General features: G+C 66.0%; 26 protein-coding genes. 21 read left to right on the forward strand and 5 right to left on the reverse strand.

The annotated features are described in order from the left end of the window. The 5 genes from G6N75_RS09865 to G6N75_RS09880 all read left to right on the forward strand — a co-directional run. Window positions 1-339, forward strand: a 339-nt coding sequence (locus G6N75_RS09865; protein WP_165348191.1) for a cytochrome c, incomplete at its 5' end; no start/stop codon positions are given. A 23-nt stretch (window positions 340-362) separates the two neighbouring features. Continuing rightward, window positions 363-1,937 (forward strand): cytochrome c oxidase subunit I, encoded by a 1,575-nt coding sequence (gene ctaD / locus G6N75_RS09870; RefSeq protein WP_165348192.1) that lies wholly within the window; start codon window positions 363-365, stop codon window positions 1,935-1,937. Between the two features lie 13 nt (window positions 1,938-1,950). Next, window positions 1,951-2,085 carry a hypothetical protein gene (locus G6N75_RS15475; RefSeq protein ID WP_276611277.1) on the forward strand — a complete coding sequence of 45 codons (135 nt, stop codon included), beginning with the start codon at window positions 1,951-1,953 and terminating at the stop codon, window positions 2,083-2,085. Between the two features lie 2 nt (window positions 2,086-2,087). Further along, on the forward strand, window positions 2,088-2,639 hold the full coding sequence (locus G6N75_RS09875; protein ID WP_165348193.1) for a cytochrome c oxidase assembly protein: 552 nt from the start codon (window positions 2,088-2,090) through the stop codon (window positions 2,637-2,639). Window positions 2,640-2,662: 23 nt separating this feature from the next. After that, the gene (locus G6N75_RS09880; RefSeq protein ID WP_165348194.1) at window positions 2,663-3,526 is read left to right on the forward strand and encodes a cytochrome c oxidase subunit 3; all 864 of its coding nucleotides are present in this window, start codon (window positions 2,663-2,665) and stop codon (window positions 3,524-3,526) included. Window positions 3,527-3,596: 70 nt separating this feature from the next. Here the strand turns inward: G6N75_RS09880 and G6N75_RS09885 are convergent, their stop codons facing one another. Further along, a complete protein-coding gene (locus G6N75_RS09885) occupies window positions 3,597-3,803 on the reverse strand; it encodes a twin transmembrane helix small protein (protein ID WP_206203059.1) in 207 nt (68 codons plus the stop codon). 66 nt (window positions 3,804-3,869) lie between these two features. Between G6N75_RS09885 and G6N75_RS09890 the strand changes: the two genes are divergently transcribed. The 3 genes from G6N75_RS09890 (at window position 3,870) to cyoE (ending at window position 6,198) form a co-directional block, all read left to right on the forward strand. Beyond that, entirely contained in the window at window positions 3,870-4,583 is a 714-nt protein-coding gene (locus G6N75_RS09890; protein WP_165348195.1) for an SURF1 family protein, read from the forward strand. A 2-nt stretch (window positions 4,584-4,585) separates the two neighbouring features. Further along, window positions 4,586-5,173, forward strand: a complete 588-nt coding sequence (locus tag G6N75_RS09895; RefSeq protein WP_165348196.1) for a hypothetical protein — start codon at window positions 4,586-4,588, stop codon at window positions 5,171-5,173. A gap of 113 nt (window positions 5,174-5,286) precedes the next feature. After that, on the forward strand, window positions 5,287-6,198 hold the full coding sequence (gene cyoE / locus G6N75_RS09900) for a heme o synthase (protein ID WP_165348197.1): 912 nt from the start codon (window positions 5,287-5,289) through the stop codon (window positions 6,196-6,198). A gap of 242 nt (window positions 6,199-6,440) precedes the next feature. Here cyoE and G6N75_RS09905 read toward each other — a convergent pair whose 3' ends face one another. Beyond that, window positions 6,441-6,881, reverse strand: a complete 441-nt coding sequence (locus tag G6N75_RS09905) for a hypothetical protein (protein ID WP_165348198.1) — start codon at window positions 6,879-6,881, stop codon at window positions 6,441-6,443. A 219-nt stretch (window positions 6,882-7,100) separates the two neighbouring features. Here G6N75_RS09905 and G6N75_RS09910 point away from each other — a divergent pair, with 219 nt between their 5' ends. From G6N75_RS09910 to G6N75_RS09950, 9 genes are all read left to right on the forward strand, one after another. Next, a complete protein-coding gene (locus G6N75_RS09910; protein WP_165348199.1) occupies window positions 7,101-8,204 on the forward strand; it encodes a Fic family protein in 1,104 nt (367 codons plus the stop codon). 29 nt (window positions 8,205-8,233) lie between these two features. After that, complete coding sequence (locus tag G6N75_RS09915; RefSeq protein WP_165348200.1) at window positions 8,234-9,883, forward strand: RHS repeat-associated core domain-containing protein; 1,650 nt, start codon at window positions 8,234-8,236, stop codon at window positions 9,881-9,883. Next, window positions 9,880-10,167 carry a hypothetical protein gene (locus G6N75_RS09920; protein WP_165348201.1) on the forward strand — a complete coding sequence of 96 codons (288 nt, stop codon included), beginning with the start codon at window positions 9,880-9,882 and terminating at the stop codon, window positions 10,165-10,167. Before G6N75_RS09915 ends, G6N75_RS09920 begins: the two co-directional genes overlap by 4 nt. A gap of 38 nt (window positions 10,168-10,205) precedes the next feature. Continuing rightward, complete coding sequence (locus G6N75_RS09925; RefSeq protein ID WP_165348202.1) at window positions 10,206-11,336, forward strand: RHS repeat-associated core domain-containing protein; 1,131 nt, start codon at window positions 10,206-10,208, stop codon at window positions 11,334-11,336. 360 nt (window positions 11,337-11,696) lie between these two features. After that, window positions 11,697-12,854, forward strand: a complete 1,158-nt coding sequence (locus tag G6N75_RS15130; protein ID WP_276611279.1) for an RHS repeat-associated core domain-containing protein — start codon at window positions 11,697-11,699, stop codon at window positions 12,852-12,854. A gap of 593 nt (window positions 12,855-13,447) precedes the next feature. After that, window positions 13,448-15,604, forward strand: coding sequence for a DNA helicase II (gene uvrD, locus G6N75_RS09935; protein WP_165348203.1), 2,157 nt, complete (start codon window positions 13,448-13,450; stop codon window positions 15,602-15,604). A gap of 35 nt (window positions 15,605-15,639) precedes the next feature. Continuing rightward, window positions 15,640-17,052 carry a Trk system potassium transporter TrkA gene (gene trkA, locus G6N75_RS09940; RefSeq protein ID WP_165348204.1) on the forward strand — a complete coding sequence of 471 codons (1,413 nt, stop codon included), beginning with the start codon at window positions 15,640-15,642 and terminating at the stop codon, window positions 17,050-17,052. A gap of 15 nt (window positions 17,053-17,067) precedes the next feature. Further along, complete coding sequence (locus tag G6N75_RS09945) at window positions 17,068-18,597, forward strand: TrkH family potassium uptake protein (RefSeq protein ID WP_165348205.1); 1,530 nt, start codon at window positions 17,068-17,070, stop codon at window positions 18,595-18,597. Beyond that, window positions 18,597-18,923: a tetratricopeptide repeat protein gene (locus G6N75_RS09950; protein WP_165348206.1), complete on the forward strand. Its 327-nt coding sequence runs from the start codon at window positions 18,597-18,599 to the stop codon at window positions 18,921-18,923. The genes G6N75_RS09945 and G6N75_RS09950 overlap by 1 nt, the downstream gene beginning before the upstream one ends. A gap of 37 nt (window positions 18,924-18,960) precedes the next feature. On the opposite strand, the gene G6N75_RS09955 is transcribed toward G6N75_RS09950, so the two are convergent. Both G6N75_RS09955 and G6N75_RS09960 read right to left on the reverse strand, forming a co-directional pair. Next, complete coding sequence (locus tag G6N75_RS09955; RefSeq protein WP_165348207.1) at window positions 18,961-19,956, reverse strand: glycosyltransferase family 1 protein; 996 nt, start codon at window positions 19,954-19,956, stop codon at window positions 18,961-18,963. Beyond that, window positions 19,953-20,750: a UDP-2,3-diacylglucosamine diphosphatase gene (locus G6N75_RS09960; protein WP_165348208.1), complete on the reverse strand. Its 798-nt coding sequence runs from the start codon at window positions 20,748-20,750 to the stop codon at window positions 19,953-19,955. Before G6N75_RS09960 ends, G6N75_RS09955 begins: the two co-directional genes overlap by 4 nt. A gap of 277 nt (window positions 20,751-21,027) precedes the next feature. On the opposite strand from G6N75_RS09960, the gene dtd reads away from it, so the two are divergent. The 4 genes from dtd to tatC are packed head-to-tail and all read left to right on the forward strand — an operon-like array spanning window position 21,028 to window position 22,907. Next, window positions 21,028-21,495, forward strand: a complete 468-nt coding sequence (dtd, locus tag G6N75_RS09965; RefSeq protein WP_165348209.1) for a D-aminoacyl-tRNA deacylase — start codon at window positions 21,028-21,030, stop codon at window positions 21,493-21,495. Window positions 21,496-21,554: 59 nt separating this feature from the next. Next, window positions 21,555-21,797, forward strand: coding sequence for a Sec-independent protein translocase subunit TatA (tatA, locus tag G6N75_RS09970; RefSeq protein ID WP_165348210.1), 243 nt, complete (start codon window positions 21,555-21,557; stop codon window positions 21,795-21,797). A gap of 5 nt (window positions 21,798-21,802) precedes the next feature. Then, the gene (gene tatB, locus G6N75_RS09975; RefSeq protein ID WP_206203061.1) at window positions 21,803-22,159 is read left to right on the forward strand and encodes a Sec-independent protein translocase protein TatB; all 357 of its coding nucleotides are present in this window, start codon (window positions 21,803-21,805) and stop codon (window positions 22,157-22,159) included. Continuing rightward, on the forward strand, window positions 22,137-22,907 hold the full coding sequence (gene tatC / locus G6N75_RS09980; protein ID WP_165348212.1) for a twin-arginine translocase subunit TatC: 771 nt from the start codon (window positions 22,137-22,139) through the stop codon (window positions 22,905-22,907). The genes tatB and tatC overlap by 23 nt, the downstream gene beginning before the upstream one ends. Here tatC and G6N75_RS09985 read toward each other — a convergent pair. Further along, window positions 22,904-23,206, reverse strand: a complete 303-nt coding sequence (locus tag G6N75_RS09985; protein ID WP_165348226.1) for a DUF1244 domain-containing protein — start codon at window positions 23,204-23,206, stop codon at window positions 22,904-22,906. The genes tatC and G6N75_RS09985 overlap by 4 nt on opposite strands. Between the last annotated feature and the right edge of the window lie 16 nt (window positions 23,207-23,222).

The raw sequence follows: 23,222 nt of genomic DNA on the forward strand, positions 1-23,222 counted from the left end.
CCGGCCGCACCAGCCGCCGCGGCCGAGCCGGCGGCGCCGGGCATGGAACAGCTGATGGCCGAGGGCCGCAACGTTCACATGACCCACTGCGCGGCCTGCCACCAGGCCGACGGCAGCGGGCTGCCCGCGGCCGGCTTCCCGGCCCTGAAGAGCCTCCAGGTCAGCCTGGAGGAACACATCCAGACCACCGTGCACGGCCGCACCGGCACCGCCATGGCCGCCTTCGGCCCGCAGCTGAGCAACGAGGAGCTGGCCGCCGTCGTCACCTACCAGCGCAACGCCTTCGGCAACGACACCGGTGACCAGGCCCAGCCGGCCGATATCGCCGCCGCCCGCTGAGCCGGAATCGAGGAGAGTTCAAGATGTCTACCGCAACTCACGCCGACCACCACGATCACGGCCATCCGACCGGCTTCATGCGCTGGCTGACCACCACCAACCACAAGGACATCGGCACGATGTACCTGGTGTTCAGCCTGGTGATGTTCTTCGTCGGCGGCGCCATGGCGCTGGTCATCCGGGCCGAGCTGTTCCAGCCGGGGCTGCAGTTCGTCGACCCGGGCTTCTTCAACCAGATGACCACCATGCACGCGCTGATCATGATCTTCGGCGCCGTGATGCCGGCCTTCGTCGGCCTGGCCAACTGGATGGTGCCGCTGCAGATCGGCGCGCCCGACATGGCGCTGCCGCGGCTCAACAACTGGAGCTTCTGGATCCTGCCCTTCGCCTTCTCGCTGCTGCTGCTGACCCTGTTCCTGCCGGGCGGCGCGCCGGCCTCGGGCTGGACCATGTACCCGCCGCTGGTGCTGCAGACGGGCAACGCCTTCCCCTTCCTGATCTTCTCGATCCACCTGATGGGCCTGTCCTCGATCATGGGCGCCATCAACATCATCGTGACCATCATGAACATGCGGGCGCCGGGCATGGGCCTCCTCAAGATGCCGCTGTTCACGTGGAGCTGGCTGATCACCGCCTACCTGCTGATCCTGGTGATGCCGGTGCTGGCGGGCGCGGTGACCATGCTGCTCACCGACAAGTACTTCGGCACCGCCTTCTTCACCGCGGCCGGCGGCGGCGACCCGGTGATGTTCCAGCACATCTTCTGGTTCTTCGGGCATCCCGAGGTCTACATCATGATCCTGCCGGCCTTCGGCATCATCTCGGAGATCATCCCGACCTTCGCCCGCAAGCCGCTGTTCGGCTACAGCGCCATGGTCTACGCCACGGCCAGCATCGCTTTCCTGTCGTTCATCGTCTGGGCCCACCACATGTTCACCGTGGGCATGCCGCTGGCCGGCCAGCTGTTCTTCATGTTCACCACCATGCTGATCGCCGTGCCCACGGGCGTGAAGGTGTTCAACTGGGTGGCGACCATGTGGCGCGGTGCGATGACCTTCGAGACGCCGATGCTGTTCGCGCTGGCCTTCGTGTTCCTGTTCACCATCGGCGGCTTCTCCGGCCTGATGCTGGCCATCGTGCCCGCCGACCTGCAGTACCACGACTCCTACTTCGTGGTGGCGCACTTCCACTACGTGCTGGTGCCGGGCGCGGTGTTCGCCATCATGGCGGCCGTGTACTACTGGCTGCCGAAGTGGACCGGCAACATGTACGACGAGAAGATGGGCAAGATTCATTTCTGGCTCTCCGCCATCTCGGTCAACCTGACCTTCTTCCCGATGCACTTCGTGGGCCTGGCCGGCATGCCGCGCCGCATCCCGGACTACGCCACGCAGTTCGCCGAGTTCAACGCCATCGCCACGGTGGGCGCCTTCCTGTTCGGCTTCTCGCAGCTGATGTTCGCCTGGAACATCTACCGCTGCGCGAAGGGCGGCAAGAAGGCCACGGCCGAGGTCTGGGAAGGCAGCCACGGGCTGGAGTGGACGGTGCCCTCGCCGGCTCCGCACCACACCTTCGACACTCCGCCGGTAGTGAAGTAACCAGGTGCATGTCTTGAGCGAGCATCCCGAAGACGAGCGGGCGCGACGCGCCAGGGTCATCCGCACCGCGGTGCTGCTGGCGCTGTTCGCCATCGCGGTCTACGGGATGTTTATCCTGACGATGGCGCAACGCAGCCAGGGGATGTGACGATGAGTGCGACCCGGACCATGGTGCTGAAGCTGGTGGCCCTGACGGCCGCGATGTTCGGTTTCGGCTTCCTGCTGGTGCCGCTGTACGAAGTGTTCTGCGACATCACCGGCCTCGGCGGCCGCACCAGCAACGAGGCGGTGGCCGAAGTCACGATCGCGCCGGATACCGACCGGTTGGTGCGCGTGGAGTTCATGGCCTCGGTCAACAGCAACGGCCCCTGGGAGTTTCGCCCCGAGGTGTCCAGCATGATGGTCCACCCGGGCCAGATGTACACCACCACCTACTGGGCGCGGAACATGCGCGAGTTCGACATCGTCGGCCACGCGGTGCCCAGCGTCGCGCCCGGCACCGCGGCCCGCTATTTCAACAAGACCGAGTGCTTCTGCTTCACCGAGCAGAAGTTCGAGGGGCTCGAGGGCCGCGACATGCCGGTGGTCTTCATCATCGACCCGGACCTGCCGGCGCACGTCCAGACCGTGACCCTTTCCTACACCTTCTTCGACCGGGCCGGCGTGGCGTCGGCGGCCGCGCCGCCGAGCGCGCTGCAGTAAAACGAGAACAGCGGGGAATACCGATGGATCACTCTGAGCGTTACTACGTGCCCCACGGCAGTTACTGGCCGATCGTGGGCGCAGTGGGCCTGTTTCTCATGATGCTCGGCGTGTCGGCCTGGCTGAACGGCAGCAGCCTGGCGGGATGGGTGGCCTGGATCGGCATCGCCGTGGTGCTGGTGATGATCGTCGGCTGGTTCGCCACGGTCATCGATGAGAGCGAGGCGGGCATGTACAACGCCCAGGTCGACCGCTCCTTCCGCATGGGCATGACCTGGTTCATCATTTCCGAGGTCATGTTCTTCGCCGCCTTCTTCGGCGCCCTGTTCTATGCCCGGCAGCTGGCTATTCCGTGGCTTGGCGGCGAAGGCAACAACTTCTTCACCCACCTGCTGCTCTATCCCGGATACGAGGCGGCGTGGCCGACCGGCGGCCCGGAGGCCTGGGGCGGCGACTTCAGGATCATGGGCGCGGGCGGCCTGCCGGCCATCAACACCGCCATCCTGCTCACCAGCGGCGTGACCATCACCATTGCTCACCACGCCATCAAGGAGGGTAATCGCGCCCTCACGTCCTGGGGGCTGTTCGCCACCATCGTCCTGGGCGTGGTCTTCCTTTTCCTGCAGGCCTACGAGTACGTCCACGCCTACCAGGACCTGAACCTCCGCCTGACCTCGGGCATCTACGGCAGCACTTTCTTCATGCTGACCGGCTTCCACGGCATGCACGTGACGCTCGGCGTCATCATGCTGATCGTGATCTGGATCCGGGTGCTGAAAGGACACTTCACGCCGAGGCAGCACTTCGGCTTCGAAGGCGTGGCCTGGTACTGGCACTTCGTCGACGTGGTCTGGCTGGGCCTGTATATCTTCGTTTACTGGCTCTGACGCCGGCCGGCGAGCGAAAGATCATCCGGAGGGCGTGCACGGCACGCCCTTCCGGTTTCTGGGCCCCGTTTCAGAGCTGGCCCGGTGTGATCAGGCCGAGCGCGTAGGCCACCAGCAGTATGATGAAGAGGGCTACCGAGAGCCCGATACGCCAGGTCAGCGCCTTCACCAGGCGTTTCGAGTCGTGCTCGTCTTTGAACAGGTAGACCAGACCGGACGCAAGGCTCACGATGATCGCGACGAACGCCAGCAGGATCAGCAACTTGATTGGACTCATGACAACCTCCCCGGGGCAGGCGCCAGTATACTCCGGGCCCCGCCGCCGACGGGGGGCGGGGCTGACATGAGCGCCGCCGCGCCCCGCCGCTTCCGGCCCGGGCTGCCCGCCACCCTGTTCACCGCGTTTTTCCTGCCGCTGCTGCTGGCGCTGGGCAGCTGGCAGCTGAACCGGGCCGAGGAGAAACAGGCGTTGTTCGACGACTTCGGCGCCGGCGGCGCCCCGGTTGCACTGGGAGCCGACAGCGCCGGGCTCGACGGGTTGCGCCGCTACACGCAGGTCGAGGCCGCCGGCCGCTACCTGGGCGAGCGCCAGTTCCTGCTCGACAACTGGGTCGAGGACAGCCAGGCCGGCTACCGCGTAGTGACGCCGCTGCTGCTGGCCGACGGCGTCGCGGTGCTGGTGGACCGGGGCTGGATACCGCGGGATTTCTCCAGCGACGTCGCGCCGGCCATCGACGTCGGCCCGGAACCGCGCGCCGTCACGGGCAAGCTCGATCGGCTGCCGCGCCCCGGCATCGAGCTGGCGACGACGCTGGCGCCGGGGTGGCCGAAAGTGGTCCAATTTCCGTCCCGCGACGAACTCGAGGAGGCGCTGGGGCTACAGCTGGTGCCGGGCCTGGTGCTGCTCGACGCGGACCAGCCCGACGGCTTCCGGCGCGACTGGCGGCCCTCGGACTTCGGCCCGGAGCGCCATCTCGGTTACGCGGTGCAGTGGTTCGCCCTGGCCATCACCCTGATCGTGCTGTATCTCGCCTGGTCATTCAGGAAAACGGACTGAACATGGACAACACTTCGCAGCCCAAGGGGCGCAACCTCCAGGCCTGGGGCCTGTTCCTGCTCTTTTTCGGCCCGCTCGCGATCGCGGTGTTCCTGTATTACGGCACCGACTGGCGCCCCGGCGGAACCGGCAACCACGGCGAGCTGGTACAGCCGCCGCAGCCGACCCCGGTGGTTTCGCTGCCGGGCGCGGACGGCTTGCCGGCCGGCGACGGCTTCCTGCGCGACCGCTGGTCGCTGGTGTTCATCGCCCGCTCCCCCTGCGAGGAGGACTGCCGCGAGGCCCTCTACAACGGCCGCCAGATGCGCCTGGCGCTCGGCCGGCGAATGGACCGGGTGCACCGGGTTTACCTCCACACGGGCGTGCCGCCCGAGCCGGGCTTCCTCGCCGCCGAGCACCCGGACCTGCAGGTCGTCCGGGCCACGGGGCCGGAGGGCGAGGCGCTGCTGGCGGCTTTCCCGGGCCAGGACGAGGGCTACTGGCTGGTCGACCCGCTGGGCAACGTGATGATGCGCTATCCCGTGGACCAGGCGCCCAAGGGCATGATGGAGGACATCAAGAAGCTCCTCCGGCTGTCCAGGATCGGTTGAGGCCGGCTGAACCGGCCGCCGGGATCGACTCCGGCGGCCCGATCGGCCAAAATTACGGGTTCGGCCCGCGCCCCCGGAGGGCGCCGACCCCACGAACGACGCAGGTAGATGCCGTGCAGACCGAGGTCAGAAAACTTCCCGCCACCAGCTTGGCCGTACGGCTGGGCGACTACCTCGCGCTGTGCAAGCTGAAGGTGGTCAGCCTGATCGTGTTCACGGCGGTGGTGGGCATGTTCCTCGCCGTGCCCGGCATGGTGCCGCTGGACAAGCTGATTTTCGGCACGCTCGGCATCGGCCTCGCCGCCGCCTCGGCCGCCGCGATCAACCACGTGCTGGACGCGCGGATTGATGCGGTGATGCGCCGCACCCGCCGCCGCCCACTGCCGACCGGCCACCTCACCGAGGCCCAGGCGCTCACCTTCGCCGTGCTGCTCGGCGTGGTGTCCATGCTGATGCTGTGGTTCCTGGTGAACCCACTGACGGCGGTGCTGACCTTCTTCAGCCTGATCGGCTACGCCATCGTCTACACCACCTTCCTCAAGCGCGCCACGCCGCAGAACATCGTCATCGGCGGCGCCGCCGGCGCGGCGCCGCCCGTGCTCGGCTGGGTGGCCATCACCGGCGACATCCACGCCCACGCGCTGCTGCTGTTTTTGATCATCTTCACCTGGACGCCGCCGCACTTCTGGGCGCTGGCCATCGCCCGCAAGGACGAGTACGCCCAGGTGAACATCCCGATGATGCCGGTGACCCACGGCATCGAGTTCACCCGCCTGCAGATCCTGCTCTACACCATCCTGCTGTTCATCGTCGGCCTGCTGCCCTGGCTGACCGGCATGAGCGGCTGGCTGTACCTGCTCGGCGCTATCGGCTTCGGCGGCGGCTTCTTGTACTACGCGGTGGCCATGATGCGCTCCGACGCGCCCGAGCTGCCGATGAAGACCTTCAGCTACTCCATCACCTACCTGATGGGGATCTTCTCCTTCCTGCTGGCGGACCATTACGTGCCGCTGGTGCTGGGCTGAGGCCGTGCTGAAGCGTTACCTGCCGCTGATCTTCGTGGTCGTCGTGGTGGCGATCACGATCGTCCTGTTCCTGGCGCTGCGCTGACACCTGCGGGGCTGGAGATTTCCTGACCGCGGCCCGGGCCATTGCACGGTCCCCTTCGCTTGGAAATCTGATGCCGCTCAGGGGACCGTGCAATACCCCGGCCGCTGCCCCGGACATCCATCAGCTCCGTTGGCGCAGCTCAGTTCGCCACCATCGTTCAACGCTCCTGTTCGGTGTCACGGCGCGGGAATCGCCGGGTGTCGATCTGGATATCAACCAGGTTTCCATTGGCGTCATAGCAGAAATAGTAGGTAACGACGATGATCTCGGTCGCTGTAACGTACGTTTCGGTGCGGGTCTCGACGGTACCACCCCCCGTCGCGCCACTCGCCATCGACTGCACGCCGTCTTGCCGCACTTCTTGAGCGGACGGCACAAACTTCGCGTCAAGGGGCAAGTCCACCGAAATGACCCTCAAGATGTCGCCGGCGGCATCCTTGGCCACGACGACATACGATTTCCCAATCCGAACCAGGCTCGCGCAATTGCTCACACAGTCGCTAGTGCGCGCCTGGAGCGCCTGATCGACAGGAGTCGCGGTGGATTGCGGCGGGAAAGCGGCCAGGAAAAGGCCTGCGAGGATCATCGGAAAGCGCATGACTGGAACTCCTTATCCAGATTTACGGGAAACTCAACTTAGTGATCTGCCATTTATGGCGTCAAGAGCCCATATGTAGGGGTCTTTTGGCGGAGGGACGCAAGCCTTGCACCGCTGCGGACAATAGCGCGCTTATTCTCCGCAATTAGTACGGAAAATAGCCTTGTGCCTGCGGAGATTAGCGCGGATAATATCCGCAGTTCGTGCGGAGATAATGCTTTGTACCTCTGGCAGCAGCCTGACTGGCCGGCATTCACCTGGGATCAAGCCGCTTTGGCCACTTTGCTTGGCCAGGTATCCCGCGCCCAGGGGAAGCTCCTGGGCCGGATGGCAGCTCTCGGCTTCGACCTGCGCAATGAAGCGCACCTGCGGACGCTGACCCAGGACGTCGTCAAGACCAGCGAGATCGAGGGCGAGTATCTCGAGCCCGACCAGGTCCGATCGTCCATTGCCCGCCGGCTGGGAATGGACGTCGCCGGGCTGGCTCCAGCCGACCGCAACGTCGATGGCGTCGTCGACATGATGCTGGATGCCACCAGCCGATACGAGGAGCCGCTGACCGTCGAGCGACTCTACGGCTGGCACAGCGCGCTCTTCCCCGGCGGACGGAGCGGCATGCACAGGATTTCTGTCGGCGCATGGCGGGACGACGGCACCGGCCCCATGCAGGTCGTGTCCGGCCCGATCGGTCGGCAGAAAGTGCACTACGAAGCGCCGCCGGCCAGCCGCATTCAGCAAGAGATCGAGTCATTTCTCGAGTGGTTCAACGCCCCCGCCGAAGCCGACCCGATCCTGGAAGCCGGGCTGGCTCACCTGTGGTTCGTGACCATTCATCCGTTCGACGACGGCAACGGCCGCATCGCCCGCGCTATCGCCGACATGGCACTGTCGCGAGCGGATGAGACTCGGCAACGCTTCTACAGCATGTCCGGACAGATTCGTCTGGAGCGCAACGACTACTACGACACCCTCGAACGGACGCAGAAGGGCCCGCTCGATGTGACCCGTTGGCAAACATGGTTCCTGTCGTGCCTCGAGCGTGCGATCGCCGCCGCCGAGCACACGCTGTCCACAGTGCTGGCGAAGGCCCGCTTCTGGGAGCGATTTGCCACAGCGGCCCTGAACGAACGCCAGATCAAGGTGCTCAACCGACTGCTGGACGGATTCGAGGGCAAGATGACGACCTCCAAGTGGGCGAAGATCGCGAAATGCTCACAGGACACGGCACATCGCGACATCCTTGATCTGATCGACCGCGGCGCTCTGCAAAAGGAACCCGGTGGCGGACGCAGCACCTGCTATTCCCTCGTCGCGGATAATTAGCTGCCAGTGCCGGCGCCACGCCGGCAGGGGTGCGCAACTACAGCTACGACGCCAACGGCAACCTGACCCAGGTGACCGGTCCCGGGGCCCGGACGGTGAGCTGGTGGAGTTTCAACAAGCCGCGGCGGATGGAGCGCGACGGCAGCAACTTTGCCGAGTACTGGTACGGTCCGGGCGGCGACCGGGCGATGTTCCGCCAGTCCGGCCGCAGCAACGGCCAGACGGTGGTGACGCTGTATGGGTCAGCGCTCTACGAGCGCCGCCAGACGGGGATGAGCTTTGCTCATACCTTCTACGTCCAGGCCCAGGGCGCCACGGTGGCCACCATCGAGCGCAGCGGCACCAGCACCACCAACACCACCCGCTACTGGCACCGGGATCACCTGGGCTCGGTGGTGGCGATCACCGACGAGGCCGGCGCCGTCGTCGAGCGGCTGGCCTACGACGCCTGGGGCAAGCGCCGCCCGGCGGACACCTGGCAGACCCCGACCCCCGGGGTGTTCATCGCCGCGCTCAGCCTGACCCGCGGTTTCACCGGCCACGAGCACCTGGACCAGGTCGGCCTGATCCACATGGGCGGGCGGGTCTACGACCCGGAGATCGGGCGGTTCCTGTCGCCGGATCCCTTCGTCCAGTTCCCCGCCTCCACCCAGGGGTTCAACCGGTACGCCTACGTCAGCAACAACCCGCTTTCCTATACCGACCCGAGCGGGTATTTTGTCAAGAAACTGTTCAAAGCCTTCGGGATCGCGATGAACTTCGTCCCGGGGCTGCAGTTGCCCAACGCCTTCCTGCACGGCTTCGTCAGCGGCTTTCTGGTGAGCGGCGGGGATCCGAAGGCGGCGATGCTGGGCGGTATCGGTGCCTCGGTCTTCAACAGTATCGGGGATCAGTTCTCCGGGGGGAGCTTTGGCAGCACGGCCCATCTGCAGAAGACCCTGGCGCACGGCGTGACGGGCGGGCTGTTGAGTGCGGCCGGCGGGGGCCGCTTCGGGGACGGGTTCCTCGGTGCGGCATCGGCCCAGTTAGCCGCCCCGGCCATTGATCAGATTGGCCGGGGCGCTGACGGCGGCATTTCAACGGATGCCGGCGCCCGGTTCGCCCGCATCATGGCCGCAGCCACCGTCGGCGGCACCGCCTCCACCCTCGGCGGCGGCAAGTTCGCCAACGGGGCCATCACCGCCGGGTTTGCTAGGGCGTTTAATGATGAGAGGCATATCAAAGAGCAGTCGCGCGTGAAGCGGTTCTTGGATTTCGTCCGCGATGAGGGCTTGGACGTTCTTCGCAGGACTGCTTCCGTTGTCGGCGGAGGAGGACAGATGCTCCTCGGCGGCGCATTGTGTTCAAGCGCTGTCGGCTGCGCGGCCGGAGCGCCCATCGGTCTACTCGGCGCGAGCAACATCCAAGAAGGATGGACTGGAGAGCCTGGGTTCGTTCGTGAACTTGCCGTTGCAACGATGTCTGAGCAAGGGGCTAATTTGGTCGTTGACGGCGCAAACCTAGTTACTTCTGGTTATGGGTTGTTTCGCCATGTGTTACGGCCTGACGCATGGAAACTCTTCCGTCACATACGATCTGATTACGTGCCAGCCTATCAGACAGCCACAGGTACTGGCCTTTCTGCAGAGATCGGGGCAGCGTCGCTGGGACTGCACCAGAGTATCGAAGGTGCCCGATGATCGAGTATCTGCCTGCCTTCGGATTCACAGCAGCTTACGCGATCGGGATTCTGTACCTGCGAAGGGCGCTAAGACTCGTTTCGCTGCACCCGAACCGTTCTTTTACGGGGACCTGGATGACCTTAATTGGCCTCGGGCTAGCTCCAGCATTGATGGTCGGTTCCGATCTGCTGACGCCGTCGGCCTTGTACGTTCTATTTTCATTTGTTTACTTTTTCTCGTTCGTGGTTTTTGGCCCGATGCGATTGTTTGCCTTGATCGGTAAGAACAGGAATCAAACTTAGATTCTGGCCATGTAACGGTGTGATCTACTTTCTCTGGGGTGTTCATCGCCGCGATCAGCCTGACGCGGGGATTCACCGGCCACGAGCACCTGGACCAGGTCGGGCTGATCCACATGGGCGGGCGGGTCTACGACCCGGAGCTGGGGTGGTTCCTGTCCCCCGACCCCTTCGTCCAGTTCCCCGCCTCCACCCAGGGCTTCAACCGCTACGCCTACGTCGGCAACAACCCGCTTTCCTATACCGACCCGAGCGGGTATTTTCTGAAGAAGCTGATGAAGGTGGCCGGGATCGGACTCAACTTTGTCCCCGGCTTCCAGGGTTGGAGCACTGCGTTCCTACGCGGTTTCATAACGGGCTTTCTCGTCAGTGGTGGGGATGCAAAGGCAGCGATGCTGGGCGGGATCGGTGGCGCCGCCTTCGGCAAGCTGGGCAAGCTGGACTGGGGAGCGGAGAAGATCATCGGACATGGCTTGGTGGGCGGTGCGCTGAGTACGGCCGGCGGAGGGCGGTTCGGGGACGGGTTCCTTGGTGCGGCAGCGGCGCAAGGGTTCGCCGGGACCGTTGACCGGATCGGTCTTCAGTCTGACGGCCAAGTCTCGACCGACCCGGGGCAGCAATTTGCGCGCGTGGCGGCGGCGGCCGCCATCGGCGGAACGGTCTCGACCCTCGGCGGCGGCAAGTTCGCCAACGGGGCCAAGACGTTCGGGTTCGTTCGACTGTTCAAGGAAATGCCCGCCTTCTATCGCCGCGTCGTTAGATACGACCTCGACATCAGCCCTGGCACAGAGCCAGTGGAGAAGGGATTCGAAGGTCGGCCAGTCCAAGGCGCCAACAACATTGGCGTGCAACGCCCCTGGAAGTATGACGCCGATGGCGAACGAAGAATCGGGTTCTTCGAGGAGGGTGGCCGACTGTCAAACGTCGCGAATCGGATCCCCGGCGTCAATGCTGTGGCGGGAGTACATGACGTGTTTCAGGTATCAATGGGCACTTCAATCTCGCGGGATGTCTTCAATGTGCCCGGCATGGCCGTAGCGGCAGCGGTTACCTACCCTGGATTCCTTGGCCAACTCTTCAATAGTGCCCCGGCAGACGTTTACCTCCCGGCACAACTCGGTCGAAGGAATGGCAAGGGCGGATCGACGTGGGTGCCTATTGGTGGATTCTAAAGCGCGCAAAGTCTTTGTCTGCGTGATGGTCCTAGTGGGCTTGGCGGCATGCTCCTGGTTTGTATCCTGGGAGGATGCCGCCGAAGGTGGCGTGGGCCGGCACATTCAGTCTTTGATCGAGCTGGACGGGCCACCTACCGCGATAATTCAGCTGCCCAACGGGTACAAGGAGTATCGCTACGATTTTCGAAAGATCGATCCATCTTGCGTTCATTTCTGGCTTGTGGATCCGAACGGTATTGTCGTCGATTATCGCTATGAGGGTCGCTGTCGGCCGATTGGTTAGGAGTTCCGAGCAAGCGCCGCCCGGCGGCTACCTGGCAGACCCCCACGCCCGGGGTATTCATCGCCGCGATCAGCCTGACGCGGGGATTCACCGGCCACGAGCACCTGGACCAGGTCGGGCTGATCCACATGGGCGGGCGGGTCTACGACCCGGAGCTGGGGTGGTTCCTGTCCCCCGACCCCTTCGTCCAGTTCCCCGCCTCCACCCAGGGCTTCAACCGCTACGCCTACGTCGGCAACAACCCGCTTTCCTATACCGACCCGAGCGGGTATTTTCTGAAGAAGCTGATGAAGGTGGCCGGGATCGGGATGAACTTCATCCCGGGCTGGACGCTGATGAACAACGCCTTCATCCATGGCTTTGTCAGCGGCTTTCTGGCCAGCGAGGGAGACGTCAAGGCCGGCATGATGGGGATGATGAGTGCGGGTATTGCGGGGGAGATCGGGAAGATCAACGACCTGAGCAATTTCTCGCGTTCGGCCCTGCACGGGATCACCCAGGGGGCGATCTCCGCGGCCGGCGGCGGGCGTTTCGGGGACGGGGCGCTGGGGGCCTTTGCCGGGAGTTATTTCAGTTTCATTCCCGAGGCGGTGGCAGGGCCTTACGGCAGCGGCGGGGAGTGGGCGAAGATCGGGCGGATGACGGCGGCGGCTGTGGTCGGCGGCACTGCCTCGGCCCTTGGCGGTGGCAAGTTCGCTAACGGGGCCTGGTCAGCCGCGTTCGTCAGTCGGTTTAATCATGATTCGTCTGGTGCCAGACGGCGTGCGGCGCGTGAAGCCAGAGCTGCTATTGGTTCCGAAGAGGCAGTCGGATTGGCCCCTGGTGCCTATCCCATCATCGTGGATGCCGTATCCGCTTCGTTAGGCCCTATCACTGTCGAATCCGGAGACATATGGCTTGTCGACAAACGTAACGATCGCGTTTTGCTCTTCAGGTATCACTCGATCGGGGCTGGCGTCGGACTTGGAGCATCTACGTCTCGCCATTACGGAGTGTTGGGTCTGGAATCGGCTGCAGATGTTACCGGCATCACGGTGGCCGTAGGCGTGGATGGTGTCCCTGGTGTAGGTGGTAGCGGATCCTTCTTCAGCGGTGTGCCAGCGTATTCGCCGGGGGCGGCTGGCGGCTTCGCCGTCGGGCTACACGCAGGCTTTTCATTCTCTGCTGGACATGTCCGTTTTCTGCGGTCCTTCCCAACGAACAGCGCGCCCGTCATTGGATGGAAACCATGATGTCTGTCTTCGAGTGGGCCCTCCTAGGCGTGTTCGCACTGATGTTCGCCACTGGGTTGGCTGGGCAGTGTTTACTCATTAGGAGAACTGATTGGGCCAGCTTTTCAAGCGAGAGATCGAAGCTACTTTATCTGGCTGGGGGATTCTATTCTGTCCCTCTATTGAGGTCACACGTGCCCACGCCGCATCGGTCGAGGCTCATGGTGATCCGCAGGACGTTCCTCGGATTCCTTATGCTGGCGGTCTTGCTTGTGGTTGGGAGTTTTGTTTTCCAGGCGTTCTTGTAACTTCGGCTCAAACCGTGCTTGCTGACCCGCGGTTTCACCGGCCACGAGCATCTGGACCAGGTCGGGCTGATCCACATGGGCGGGCGGGTCTACGACCCGGAGCTGGGGCGGTTCCTGCTGGCCGGGTTGCGCCCGAACGCCGGGCCTGGCACCGGCACAGCGGCTGGGCATGACAGGGTCCTGCGAGCGGCATAAGAATTCCAAGTGAGCAGGACCCTGTCATGGCCAGCCGCGGACAGGCTTCCAGGCTTCGGCGACCGCGGTCGCGAGGCGGCCGGCAGACCCGGCCGGGTACAATGTCCGGCCATGGACATCACCCCCATACTCGACCCCCTGAACGACGCCCAGCGCGAAGCCGTGACGGCCCCGGCCGACGCGCCGGTGCTGGTGCTGGCGGGGGCCGGCAGCGGCAAGACGCGCGTGCTGGTGCATCGCATCGCCTGGCTGGTGCAGGTCGAGGGCGTGTCGCCCTGGGGCGTGCTGGCGGTGACCTTCACCAACAAGGCGGCCGGCGAGATGCGGGCGCGGATCGAGCATTTGCTGGGCATGCCGGCGGCGAATCTCTGGGTCGGCACCTTCCACGGGCTGGCCCACCGCCTGCTGCGGCTGCACTGGCGCGAGGCGAAGCTGCCGCAGACCTTCACCGTGCTGGACTCGGAGGACCAGCTGCGGCTGATCCGCCGGCTGCTGAAGTCCATGGAGCTGGACGAGAACCGCTGGGTGCCGCGCGAGGTGCAGTGGTTCATCAACGCGCGCAAGGACGAGGGGCTGCGGCCGGCGCACCTCGACGCCGGCAATGACCCGAACCGGCGCATGTTCATCCAGCTCTATGAGGCTTACCAGGCGCAGTGCGAGCAGAGCGGGCTGGTGGATTTCGCCGAGCTGCTGCTGCGGGCGTATGAACTGTGGCAGCACGATCCCCAGCTGCTCGACCATTACCGGCGCCGCTTCCGCCACATCCTGGTGGACGAGTTCCAGGACACCAACGCCATCCAGTACGCGTGGCTGAAGCTGCTGGCCGGCAAGGACGGCAAGCCCTTCATCGTCGGCGACGACGACCAGAGCATCTATGGCTGGCGCGGCGCGCGGGTGGAGCACATCCGGCGCTTCCGCAAGGACTTTCCGGGCACGAGGATGGTGCGCCTCGAGCAGAACTACCGCTCCACCGGCAACATCCTCAACGCCGCGAATGCCCTGATCGCCCACAACCGCGAACGGCTCGGCAAGAAACTCTGGACCGAAGGCCGCGAGGGCGACCCGATCCGCCTGTACGCCGCCTACAACGAGCGCGACGAGGCGGACTTCGTGGTCGGGCGCATCCGCAGCCTGCTGGACCAGGGCACGGCCGCCAACGAGATCGCCGTGCTGTACCGCTCCAATGCCCAGTCGCGGGTGTTTGAAGAAGCGCTCATCCAGCAGCGCATCCCGTATCGCGTGTACGGGGGCCTGCGCTTCTTCGAGCGCATGGAAATCAAGGACGCGCTGGCCTACCTCAGGCTGATGGCGAACCGCGACGACGACTCGGCCTTCGAGCGCATCGTCAACCTGCCGACGCGCGGCATCGGCGCCAAGACGCTGGAGGCGCTGCGCGACTATGCCCGCGCCAACGCGACCTCGATGTGGCGCGCCTCGGGCGCGCTCATCACGGACGGCCTGCCGGCGCGGGCGGCGCAATGCCTGCGCGCCTTCCTGGTGCTGATCGAGGCCCTGGACAAGGACACCCGCGGGCTGGAGCTGCACGAGCAGGTGGACCACGTGATCCAGGCCAGCGGGCTCATCGCGCACCACGGCAAGGAGAAGGGCGAGCGCGGCGAGGCGCGGGTGGAGAACCTGGAGGAACTGGTCAGCGCCGCGCGCGGCTTCGAGCCGGAGCCCGACTCCGAGATGCGGCCGCTGGACGAGTTCCTGGCCCACGCGGCGCTGGAAGCCGGCGAGAACCAGGGCGGCGCCTGGGAGCAGTGCGTCCAGATGATGACCCTGCACTCGGCCAAGGGCCTGGAGTTCCCGGTGGTGTTCCTCGCCGGCCTGGAGGACGGCCTGTTCCCGCACAAGCGCAGCCTGCTGGACCCGGACGGGCTGGAGGAGGAGCGGCGGCTGGCCTACGTCGGCACCACCCGGGCGATGCGCGAGCTGTATCTCAGCTACGCCGAGCAGCGCCGCCTGCACGGCATCGACAACTACGGCATCCCCTCGCGCTTCATCGGCGAGCTGCCGCCGGAGCTGGTGGAGGAGATCCGGCCGGCGGCCAAGATCTCGCGCCCCGTCGCGGCGCCCGCCGGCCGCTTCCGGGAAGAGGCGCCGTCCGGCATCCGGCTCGGCCAGCGGGTGCGGCACGGCCAGTTCGGCGAGGGCGTGGTGCTCAGCCACGAGGGCCACGGCAGCCATGCCCGGGTGCAGGTGAACTTCGAGGACGCCGGGCCGAAATGGCTGGTGCTGGCCTACGCGCGCCTGGAACTGATGTAACATCGGCAGCGCCGCCCAGGCCGGAATACCAACACATGAAGATCCTCATCCTCGGCGCGGGCACGGTCGGCTCCACCGCCGCCGAGTCGCTCTCCGACGAAAACGAGATCACCGTCGTCGACCTCAACGGCCGGCTGCTGGCCGAGCTGCAGGACCGGCTCGACATCCGCACGGTGCAGGGCCATGCCTCGCACCCCCGGGTGCTCGAGAAGGCGGGCGCCGCCGACGCCGACATCCTGGTGGCGCTGACCGACAGCGACGAGACCAACATGGTCGCCTGCCAGATCGCCTTCAGCCTCTACCGCACGCCGGTCCGCATCGCGCGCATCCGCGCCGCGGAGTACACCTCCCGCCAGGAACTGTTCGGCGCCAAGGCCGTGCCGGTCGACACCATCATCAGCCCGGAGCAGCTCGTCACGGAGCACATCGAGCAGCTGATCCATTATCCGGGCGCCCACCAGGTGTTGGACTTTGCCGACGGCAGGGTGCGCCTGGTGGGCCTGAAGGCCAAGGCCGGCGGGCCACTGATCGGGCAGGAGCTGCGCGAGCTGCGCCGGCACATCCCGCACACCGACGCCCGCGTGGCGGCCATCTACCGCCAGAGCAGCATCCCGCCGGTGGGGAACGAGGAGCCCCTCTACGAGACCATCCTGCCGGAGGGCGACACGGTCATCCGGGAAAACGACCTGGTGTTCTTCCTTGCCGCGCGCAAGGACATCCGGGTGATGATGAGCGAATTGCTGAAGCTGGAGCACCCGGCGCGCAGCATCATGATCGCCGGCGGCGGCCACATCGGCTTCGAGCTGGCGCGGCGGCTGGAGAACACCAACCGCGTCAAGGTCATCGAGCGGGATTACGACCGGGCCCGCTACATCTCCGAGCGGCTCAAGCACGCCGTGGTCCTGACGGGTGACACCGTGGACGAGAAGCTGCTGCTTGAGGAGAACATCGACAAGGTGGACGTGTTCTGCGCGCTCACCAGCGCCGAGGAGGCGAACATCCTGTCCTCCTTCCTCGCCAAACGGATGGGCGCCTCGCGCGTGATTGCGCTGATCAACCGGCCGTCCTACGCCAAGCTGGTCGAGAACCAGTACGTCGACATCGCCGTCTCGCCCCAGGAGATCACCCTCAGCGCGCTGCTGGCCAAGGTCCGCGGCATGCGGCTCGACGTCGGCCAGGTGCACGCCCTGCGCAGCGGCACCGCGGAAGCCATCGAAGCCGTGGCGCATGGCGACGACAAGACCTCGAAGGTGGTCGGCAAGCGCATCGAGGAGGTGCCCCTGCCGCCGGGCACCACCATCGGCGCCATCGTCCGGGAGAACGACGTCCTGATGGCCCACCACGACACGGAGATCCTGCGCGAAGACCACGTCATCCTGTTCCTCACCGATCGCAGCCAGATCCCCGCCGTGGAGAAGCTGTTCCAGGTGAGCGTGACCTACACCTGACGCGACGCCAGTTTCGTGAACGGTCTCGTCGTACTGCGCATCATCGGCCTGTTGCTGGCCCTGTTCAGCCTGACCATGCTGCCGCCGGCCGTGGTGGCATGGATCTACGGCGACGGCGGGGGGGCGGCATTCCTCCAGGCCTTCCTCATCATCCTCGCCGCGGGGCTCGCGCTGTACCTGCCCCTGCGCCGACACCGGGCCGAGCTGCGCATCCGCGACGGCTTCCTGGTGGTGGCGGGTTTCTGGGTGGTGCTCGGCTTTGCCGGCGCCGTACCGCTGCTGCTGGTGGAAATGCCGGACATGAGTTTCACGGACGCGGTGTTCGAAGCGGTGTCAGGCTTCACGACCACCGGGGCCACCGTCCTCAGCGGCCTCGACACCCTGCCGCACTCCGTCCTGTGGTACCGCCAGCAAACGCATTGGTTCGGCGGCATGGGGATCATCGTGCTGGCCGTCGCGATCCTGCCCGTGCTCGGTATTGGCGGCATGCAGCTCTACCGGGCCGAAACGCCGGGCCCGATGAAAGACACCAAGCTCACGCCGCGCATCACCGAGACAGCCAAGGCCCTGTGGATCACCTATGTGCTGCTCACCACCATCTGCGCCATAGCCTACAACCTGGCGGGCATGGAGTGGTTCGACGCAATTGGGCACGCGTTCAGCACGATCGCTACGGCCGGGTTCTCCACCCACGACGCCAGCTTCGGCCACTACAATAGCCCGCTGCTCGAATGGCTCGGCGCCCTGTTCATGCTGCTCGGCGCCACCAGCTTCGCGCTGCATTTCTACGCCATGCGGCGGGTTATTCCCGACATCCGGTTCCAGGTGCAGGGCGGGCGCCCCCGTTTCGAGTGGCCGCACCGGCGTCGGGTTTCCTGGTCCGATGCAATCAACGGCTACCTGCAGGACCCGGAATTCCGCGCCTTCCTGATCATCCAGGCCGGCCTCATCGCCACCATCGCCGGCTACCTCGCATTGAAGGGGCATCACACACCCGGCGAGTCACTGACCAAGGCGGTCTTCCAGTCGGTCTCCGTGGGCACGACCACCGGATTCGCGTCTGCAGATTTCTCCGTTTGGCCCGGCGCACTGCCGGTGCTGCTGATCCTGGCCAGCTTCATCGGCGGGTGTGCGGGGTCCACCTCCGGAGGCATGAAGGTGCTGCGCTGGCTGCTGATCGTCAAGCAGGGCTGGCGGGAGCTGGCGCGCCTGCTGCATCCCAACGCCGTGATGACCGTGCGGCTCGGCGACCGCGGCGTGCCGAGCCGGGTCACGGAGGCCATTTGGGGGTTTTTCTCGGTGTACGTGGTGGTGTTCTGTCTCCTGATGGCAGCCATGATGTTCATTGGCCTCGACCAGGTGACCGCCTTCTCGGCCGTGGCCGCCACGCTGAACAACCTCGGCCCCGGCCTGGGGGAGGTGAGTTCTACCTTCGCGTCGGTGCCGGCCGCGGCGAAGTGGGTGGGCGTGCTGGGCATGATCCTCGGGCGGCTCGAGATCTTCACCCTGCTGGTGCTGCTAACGCCGGAGTTCTGGCGGCGCTGATGCGGGCGGCGCTGGAAAAACTGCTGGCGGACGGACGTGACGACGCGCTGTTGCGCTTCTCCCTGGGCAACGCCTGCCTCAAGGAAGCGGACGCGGCCGCGGCGGCGGGCCACTTCCGCCGCGCCGTGGAACATGATCCGGGCTATTCGGCGGCGTGGAAGCTGCTCGGCCGCGCCCTGGCGGAACAGGGGGACCGCGCCGGCGCGGCCTCGGCCTGGCAAAACGGCATCGAAGCCGCCGAGGCGCGCGGCGACGTGCAGGCGGCGAAGGAAATGCAGGTGTTCCTGAAGCGGCTGCGCAAGCACAGCGGCGGCGCAAGCGCCTGAGCGGGGACCGGCCTGCCGCCGGTCGTCCGGCGCCGCGTCAGACCGGCTCGAGATAGCTGCAGAACTGTTCCGTCGCGCGTTCCCAGGTATGGCCCAGCGCGTGCTCGCGGCAGGCGCGGCGATCCAGCCGCAGCGCACGCTCGACCGCCTGTTCCAGGTCTTCGTCGAGCACGCCGCTCACGTCCTCGGCCACCACGTCCCGCGGCCCCGGCACGGGGTAGGCAGCCACCGGCAGCCCGCAGGCCATCGCCTCCAGCAGCACGATCCCGAAGGTGTCGGTGCGGCTGGGGAAGACGAACACGTCGGCCGACGCCAGCCAGGTCGCGAGGTCCTCGCCGTACTTGGGGCCGACGAAGTTGACCTCCGGCCAGGCCTGGCGGAAGGAATCGAGTGCCGGGCCGCCGCCGACGACCCACTTGGTGCCCGGCGTGCGCAAACGGAGGAAAGCCTCGATGTTCTTCTCCACCGAGACGCGTCCCATGTACATCAGGTGCGGCCCCGCACCGGGGAGTTCGCCGCGCAGCTCCGGGCGGAACAGGCCGGTGTCCACCCCGCGGCCCCAGACGACCGGGTTGTGAAAGCCCCGCCCGGCCAGCTCGTCCTGCTGGGTACGCGTCGGGACCAGGGTCCGCTGCCCGGCGTCGTGAAACCAACGCAGCATGCGCCAGGTCCAGTCGACCGGGATGGGCGCGCGCAGGCGCACGTATTCCGGGAAGCGCGTGTGAAAGGAGGTAGTGAAGACCTGGCCGCGCTCGCGACACCAGCGCCGCCCGGCCAGGCCGATCGGACCCTCGGTGGCGATGTGGACGGCGTCCGGCGCGAAGTCGTCCAGGATTCGCCCCACCCGGCGTTTCGGCCAGGCCGCGAGGCGGATCTCCGGATAGGTCGGGCAGGGAAAGGTGCGAAACGGCATCGGCGTGACCGCCCGCACGGTGTGACCGGCTGCTTCCAGGCAGCGCGTGGTCTCCCGGAGGGTGCGCACCACGCCGTTGGTCTGGGGCAGCCAGGCGTCGGTGACGAGCGCTATCCTCACGCAGCGGTCTCCAGCGGCGCCGCGACGGGTTCGCGGCCGCGAATCTCCGCCCAGTGCAGCAGCTCCAGGCGGCCGTCGCGATGCTCGGCGAGCGCCGAGCAGCTCTCCACCCAGTCGCCGTCGTTGCAGTACAGCACGTCGTCGACCATGCGCACCTCCGGACGGTGGATGTGACCGCAGACCAGGCCGTCCACGCCTTCCTCGCGCGCCGCTCGCGCCACGGCCTGTTCGAAGTCGCCGATGTACTGTACCGCGTTCTTGACCCGGTGCTTGAGGAAAGCCGCCAGCGACCAGTAGCCGTAGCCGAACTGGCGCCGGAAGGCGTTCAGGTAGCGGTTGAGCCAGATGAGGAAATCGTAGGCGTGGGCGCCGACCCGCGCCAGCCAGGGACTGCAGCGCACCACGCCGTCGAACTCGTCGCCGTGCAGGACCAGCAGGCGGCGGCCGTCCGCGGTCTGGTGGATGCTGCGCTCGCGGATCTCGATATTGCCGAAGACGGTGTCGAGGTGATCGCGGAACAGCTCGTCGTGATTGCCCGGCACGTACACCACCCGGGTGCCGTGGCGCGCCATCCCGAGGACCGTGCGCAGCACGTCGTTGTGCTCCTGCGGCCAGTAGAAGCCCCGCTTGAGGCTCCAGAAGTCGACGATGTCGCCGACCAGGTAGAGGGTGTCGCAACGCACCGAACGCAGGAAATCGAGCAGCATGCCTGCCTGGCAGCCGCGCGAGCCGAGGTGGACGTCAGAGATGAACACGGTACGGAAATTCAGCGGACGCAGGTTGTGGACGGACATGAAAAGCCTCCAGCACTTGCCCGCCGGCACCATCGCGCCTTACCGTTACCGTCGCGTCTCCGGGAGGTGACAATTCCATGTACCGCCCAGAATCCCACCAACCCCGGCATGTATGGCCATTTTCTTTTATATATTCCCACTTAGTGGGGTTTGACTATCGGGTGGGAATCTATGGTCCTCAATGGGCTCATGGAGCGCGCTTCGTGGTTACACTCGATTTTTCGGGGGCTTATGTGATCGACTTCGAGTCGAGTCTGCACTCCACCAGGGGCGCTGCATGATCGCGCTGCTCCAGCGCGTGCTGGAGGCCTCCGTGCGGGTGGACGGTGAGACCATCGCCGCCATCGGCCCGGGGTTGCTGGTGCTGGCGGCCGTCGAGCGCGGCGATACCGCGGCCCAGGCCGAGCGCCTGGCGGAGCGGATCGTCGGCTACCGGGTGTTCGAGGATCCGGAAGGCCGCATGAAACTGGCGCTGGCGGACACCGGCGGCGGGCTGCTGCTGGTGTCGCAGTTCACGCTGGCTGCCGACACCCGCAAGGGCATGCGCCCGAGCTTTACCCCGGCAGCCGACCCGGCGGACGGGGAGCGCCTGTTCGAAGCCCTGGCGGCCGCGGCCCGCCGCCGCCATGCGCCGGTCGAAACCGGGCGCTTCGGGGCTCACATGGAGGTTGCGCTGGTGAACGACGGGCCGGTCACGCTGTGGCTGCAGGCGCGCCCGGACGGCAGCAACAACCGCGCGACTTAGCGTATGATTGCCTGCCTTGCGGGCCGGCTCGGCCCTGAACCGTTGAACCGGAGGATTACATGGGTCTCGGTGGCATCAGTCTGTGGCAATTGCTGATCATTCTCTTGATCGTCGTCCTGATCTTCGGCACCAAGCGGCTGAAGAACATCGGCTCGGATCTCGGCGGCGCCGTGAAGGGCTTCCGCAATTCCATGCAGGACGGGGAGTCCGAGGCGGAGAAGGAGCAACTTGCCGACCAGAGCAAGCCCGACGCCGACTTCCCTGAAAACAAGGCCAAGGAAAAGGACGAGACCAAGGCCTGACGCCGATGTTCGACATCGGGTTCTGGGAACTATCGCTGATCATGCTGCTGGCCCTGCTGATCCTGGGGCCCGAGCGGCTGCCCGGCATCGTCAGCACGATCGGCAACTGGGCGGGCCGCGCCAAGTTCATGGCGCGGAGCCTGCGCATGCAGGTGGAACGCGAGCTCGCCAAAGAGGTCGAGCTCAAGGAAGGCAAGTCCGGCGCCGCGAAGAAACCGGCGCCGCCGAAGACGCCGGTGCAGGAAGCTGCCGAAGCGGCCCAGCAGGCCGAAGAGGAAGCGCTCGCGGCAGCCAGCGACAAGCAGCGCGACGCGGCCGCTGAGGTAAAGGACAAGCCGGATGAGCGAGCCGGAAAAGAGTAGCGGCCTGGGCGAGGGCACCCTGCTGTCTCACCTGATGGAGCTGCGCAACCGGCTCCTGAAGATGGTGATCGTCATCCTGGTGCTGTTCGTCTGCCTGGTGCCCTTCGCCGAGCACCTGTTCACCCTCGTCGCCACGCCGCTGATGGACCGGCTGCCCGAAGGCACCAGCATGATCGCGACCCAGGTCGCCTCCCCTTTCCTGACGCCGTTCAAGCTGTCGCTGGCGGTCGCCGTGTTCCTGGCGATGCCGTTCCTGCTCTACCAGGCCTGGGCCTTCGTGGCGCCCGGGCTGTACAAGCACGAGCGGCGGCTGATGCTGCCGCTGATGGCCTCGAGCATCCTGCTGTTCTACGCCGGCGTGGCCTTCGCCTATTACGTGGTGTTCCCGCTGATGTTCGGCTTTTTCACGGCGGTGGCGCCCTCCGGGGTGGCGGTGATGACCGACATCACGGCCTACCTGGATTTCGTGCTGGCGCTGTTTTTCGCCTTCGGCCTCGCTTTCGAGGTGCCGGTGGCGACGGTGCTCGCGGTGTGGGCGGGCTTCACGACCCCGGCCAAGCTGGGCCAGAAGAGGCCCTACGTCCTCCTCAGCGCCTTTGTCCTCGGGATGCTGCTGACCCCGCCCGACATCATCTCGCAGACGCTGCTGGCGGTCCCGGTCTACATCCTGTTCGAGGCGGGCATCATCATGGCCCGGATCATGGTGCCGGGGCACAAGGAAGTGGAGGCGCAGCAGCGCGAAAGCTAGGGCGTCGCCTTCCGCTCCGCCGCGGCGAACTTCTCGAGCTGCTCCGGCGTGCCTTCGCGCTGGTAGCGCCGCTTGTAGTCCGCGTAGGGCATGCCATACACGATCTCCCGCGCCTCGTCGTAGTCCAGCTCGACGCCGCGCTCTGCCGCGGCGCCGCGATACCACTTCGACATGCAGTTGCGGCAGAAATAGGCCAGGTTCATCAGGTCCAGGTTCTGGACCTCCGGGTACTTCCGCAGGTGCTCGACCAGCTTGCGGAAGGCCGCCGCCTCGATCTCGGTACGGGTGGCCGGGTCGATTTTCTCGCTCATCGGG

Origin of the sequence: Thioalkalivibrio sp. XN8 (genome assembly GCF_011058255.1) — a bacterium.
GTDB lineage: Bacteria > Pseudomonadota > Gammaproteobacteria > Steroidobacterales > XN24 > XN24.

Bases quoted from the DNA above. Each gene is read 5' to 3' on its own strand.
- G6N75_RS09890 (WP_165348195.1), top strand. From the start codon at position 3,870: ATGAGCGCCGCCGCGCCCCGCCGCTTCCGGCCCGGGCTGCCCGCCACC.
- G6N75_RS09920 (WP_165348201.1), top strand. From the start codon at position 9,880: ATGATCGAGTATCTGCCTGCCTTCGGATTCACAGCAGCTTACGCGATC.
- tatB (WP_206203061.1), top strand. From the start codon at position 21,803: ATGTTCGACATCGGGTTCTGGGAACTATCGCTGATCATGCTGCTGGCC.
- G6N75_RS09895 (WP_165348196.1), top strand. From the start codon at position 4,586: ATGGACAACACTTCGCAGCCCAAGGGGCGCAACCTCCAGGCCTGGGGC.
- trkA (WP_165348204.1), top strand. From the start codon at position 15,640: ATGAAGATCCTCATCCTCGGCGCGGGCACGGTCGGCTCCACCGCCGCC.
- G6N75_RS09905 (WP_165348198.1), bottom strand. From the start codon at position 6,881: ATGCGCTTTCCGATGATCCTCGCAGGCCTTTTCCTGGCCGCTTTCCCG.
- G6N75_RS09960 (WP_165348208.1), bottom strand. From the start codon at position 20,750: ATGTCCGTCCACAACCTGCGTCCGCTGAATTTCCGTACCGTGTTCATC.
- G6N75_RS09885 (WP_206203059.1), bottom strand. From the start codon at position 3,803: ATGAGTCCAATCAAGTTGCTGATCCTGCTGGCGTTCGTCGCGATCATC.
- uvrD (WP_165348203.1), top strand. From the start codon at position 13,448: ATGGACATCACCCCCATACTCGACCCCCTGAACGACGCCCAGCGCGAA.
- ctaD (WP_165348192.1), top strand. From the start codon at position 363: ATGTCTACCGCAACTCACGCCGACCACCACGATCACGGCCATCCGACC.
- tatC (WP_165348212.1), top strand. From the start codon at position 22,137: ATGAGCGAGCCGGAAAAGAGTAGCGGCCTGGGCGAGGGCACCCTGCTG.
- G6N75_RS09880 (WP_165348194.1), top strand. From the start codon at position 2,663: ATGGATCACTCTGAGCGTTACTACGTGCCCCACGGCAGTTACTGGCCG.
- G6N75_RS09950 (WP_165348206.1), top strand. From the start codon at position 18,597: ATGCGGGCGGCGCTGGAAAAACTGCTGGCGGACGGACGTGACGACGCG.
- tatA (WP_165348210.1), top strand. From the start codon at position 21,555: ATGGGTCTCGGTGGCATCAGTCTGTGGCAATTGCTGATCATTCTCTTG.
- dtd (WP_165348209.1), top strand. From the start codon at position 21,028: ATGATCGCGCTGCTCCAGCGCGTGCTGGAGGCCTCCGTGCGGGTGGAC.
- G6N75_RS09875 (WP_165348193.1), top strand. From the start codon at position 2,088: ATGAGTGCGACCCGGACCATGGTGCTGAAGCTGGTGGCCCTGACGGCC.